The 2,614-nt window shown below is 30.7% G+C and carries 2 protein-coding genes and 1 pseudogene; 1 reads left to right on the forward strand and 2 read right to left on the reverse strand.

Going from position 1 to position 2,614, the window contains the following annotated elements; translation table 11 throughout:
* Nucleotides 1–700: pseudogene (locus AB1Z17_RS06910) on the reverse strand (M3 family peptidase); the annotation flags it as partial.
* Between the two features lie 246 nt (nucleotides 701–946).
* Between AB1Z17_RS06910 and AB1Z17_RS06915 the strand changes: the two are divergent.
* The gene (locus AB1Z17_RS06915; RefSeq protein WP_368051067.1) at nucleotides 947–2,251 is read left to right on the forward strand and encodes a M18 family aminopeptidase; all 1,305 of its coding nucleotides are present in this window, start codon (nucleotides 947–949) and stop codon (nucleotides 2,249–2,251) included.
* Between the two features lie 87 nt (nucleotides 2,252–2,338).
* Here AB1Z17_RS06915 and AB1Z17_RS06920 read toward each other — a convergent pair.
* The coding region (locus AB1Z17_RS06920) for a hypothetical protein (RefSeq protein WP_368051068.1) at nucleotides 2,339–2,614 on the reverse strand (276 nt) is incomplete at its 5' end.

The following is a 2,614-nucleotide window of genomic DNA, read 5'->3' on the forward strand; positions in this document are numbered from 1 at the left end:
TCATTCCATCCGCTAATCCACCTAATTGATCTTCAGTTAAATACACCACATAATTTTCCTCATCTGCTAAGATATTATTTGAAAAATTGGTATATAAAGTTGAAAGTTCTTTATTAATTGCTGCATAACGCAATTTTTTAGCTTCATCTAACTCGGCGCCATCCATTGCAAATCCTTCATAAATAAGTTGAATAACACGTTGTTGGTCCGCTTCTAATGGTGTTTTTAATGAATTGTCATAAACGGTTTTTATACGTTGAAACAATGCTGCATTTTGTGAAATTTTAGATCGGAAATCTGACAAAATTGGAGCCATTTCACTTTGAATTTTTCTAAATTCAGGAGAAGACATATTTGCACTCCAAATACCATAATAACTAAATACTCGGTCTAAAGCTTCACCAGATTTTTCCATTGGAACAATAGTGTTCTCAAATGTAGGAGCTTCAGAATTTGAAGTAATTTCATCAATTTCTTGAAGGTTTAATTCCATGCCTTTTTCAATAGCAGGCTTAATATCTTCGATATTCATTTTATCAAAAGCTGGAACACCGCCATAAGGCCCAGTCCACTCTTGTAACAATATATTGTTAGTTGTCATATTTTCCTCTTTTTCCTTTGTTTGTTTGCAACTTATTAAAGCTACAGCCACACAAAAAAGTGTAATAGTTGTTAATAGTTTAGGTGTTTTTTTATCCATAATTGTAAATTGTTAATTAGATTGATTTAATTATATCAAAATTAATTATTTAACAATTAAAAATATCATGAATGGCGGTTTTTAAAGGTGCGAATTTAGTTAATGAAATGTTAATTCTTCAATAAAAAAACAACAAGAATATATTTGATTTAAAAACCCAAAAGAACTTAACGTTATTTGATACTATTTTTTTATAATATTCTATATTTGTTACTCAAAATTTTGTTTTAATTTAAAGATTCTTTTATGAACTCAAACCTTAAACATGCTCAAGATTTAATAGATTTTATAGGTAACAGTCCAAGCCCTTATCATGTAGTTAGAAATGTAAAAAACATATTGTTAGAAAATAATTTCACTGAATTAAATTTTAAAAATAAATGGACCATTGAAAAAGAAGGAAAGTATTTTGTAACCCAAAATGATACTTCATTATTTGCATTTAAAGTTGGCATTTCAGATATTGCATCAAGCGGTTTTAAAATTGTTGCAGCACATTCAGATTCTCCAACATTTAAAATAAAACCTTCTCCAGAAATTTCAGTTGAAGATAAATACATAAAATTTAATACCGAAACCTACGGAAGTCCGATTTTAAATACGTGGTTAGATCGCCCGTTATCTATTGCAGGTCGCGTAAGTTGTAAAGGTAAAAACAGCCTAAATCCAATAACTCATTTGGTAGCTATTGAGCAACCTATTTTAATTATTCCAAATTTACCAATTCACTTTAACAGAACGGTAAATGAAGGAATTGCATTAAATAAACAAGTAGATATGTTGCCGATTGCAGCATTAATTAATGAAGATCTGAATAAAGATTTATTGTTAGCTACTAAAATTTCGGAAGTTATAAATGTTCCTGTTGAAGATATTCTAGAAGTTGATTTAAACCTATATGATGTTGCCAAAGGAAGCATAATTGGTTTAAATAACGAATTTATTTGTTCTGGAAAACTAGATGATTTAGCAATGGTTCATGCCGGATTATCTGCTTTATTAGATTCAGACCAAACAACATCAACCAATGTACTTGCTATTTTTGACAATGAAGAAGTAGGAAGTAGATCTAAACAAGGCGCAGGTTCTCCAATACTTAAAGATGTTTTAAGTCGTATTTTGAATATCCAAGGTGCAAATGAAGAAGATAGCCAACGTGCAATTTATAATTCATTTATGGTAAGTGCAGATATGGCGCACGCTTTACATCCAAATCATCCAGACAAACACGATCCAGTAAATAGACCAATTATTAATGCTGGACCCGTAATTAAAATTGAAGGAAATCAGAAATATACTACAGATAGTAATTCGTGTGCTGTTTTTGAAATGATTTGTAAAGAAGCTGCTATTCCATATCAAAAATTTGTAAATCGCTCAGATATGCTTGGTGGTGGTACTTTAGGAAATGTTTCGGCCGGTCAATTAGCGATGCGTTCTGTTGACGTTGGAAATCCGATGTGGGCAATGCATTCTGTAAGAGAAACTAGCGGTGTGGATGATCATACTTTTATGACAAAAGCATTAGAAGGTTTTTACGATGCTGAGTAGTTAAAGTTAAAAAATAGTTTAATGAAAAAACCTGTCTAAAAAATTTACAATTTTTCAGACAGGTTTTTATTTATTTCAGATTAAAAATTATTGCTTTTTAGCGTCTAATTTCTCAATTACCTTACCATAAACTATTAATGAGATTGCAGAAAACAATGCAATTGCGGCAAAATAATACCAAATATAATGTGCATTTGCAGAGGCTGCTTGCCAGGCTTCATGCGTTTCAAATAATTTTGGTTCAGGACAATATTTTGAAAGCAAAAATCCAGACAACCCAAATCCTACAATTGAAGATATAAATGAGTGTAAATGACTAAAGCCTAGATATAATCCTTCTTCACCTTTTGGAGCTTGTAAAGA

Origin of the sequence: Lutibacter sp., from assembly GCF_040883305.1 — a bacterium.
Taxonomy (GTDB): domain Bacteria; phylum Bacteroidota; class Bacteroidia; order Flavobacteriales; family Flavobacteriaceae; genus Lutibacter.

What these genes read in the sequence shown, in the direction of transcription:
- AB1Z17_RS06915 (WP_368051067.1), top strand. Translation starts at nt 947, where the DNA reads ATGAACTCAAACCTTAAACATGCTCAAGATTTAATAGATTTTATAGGT.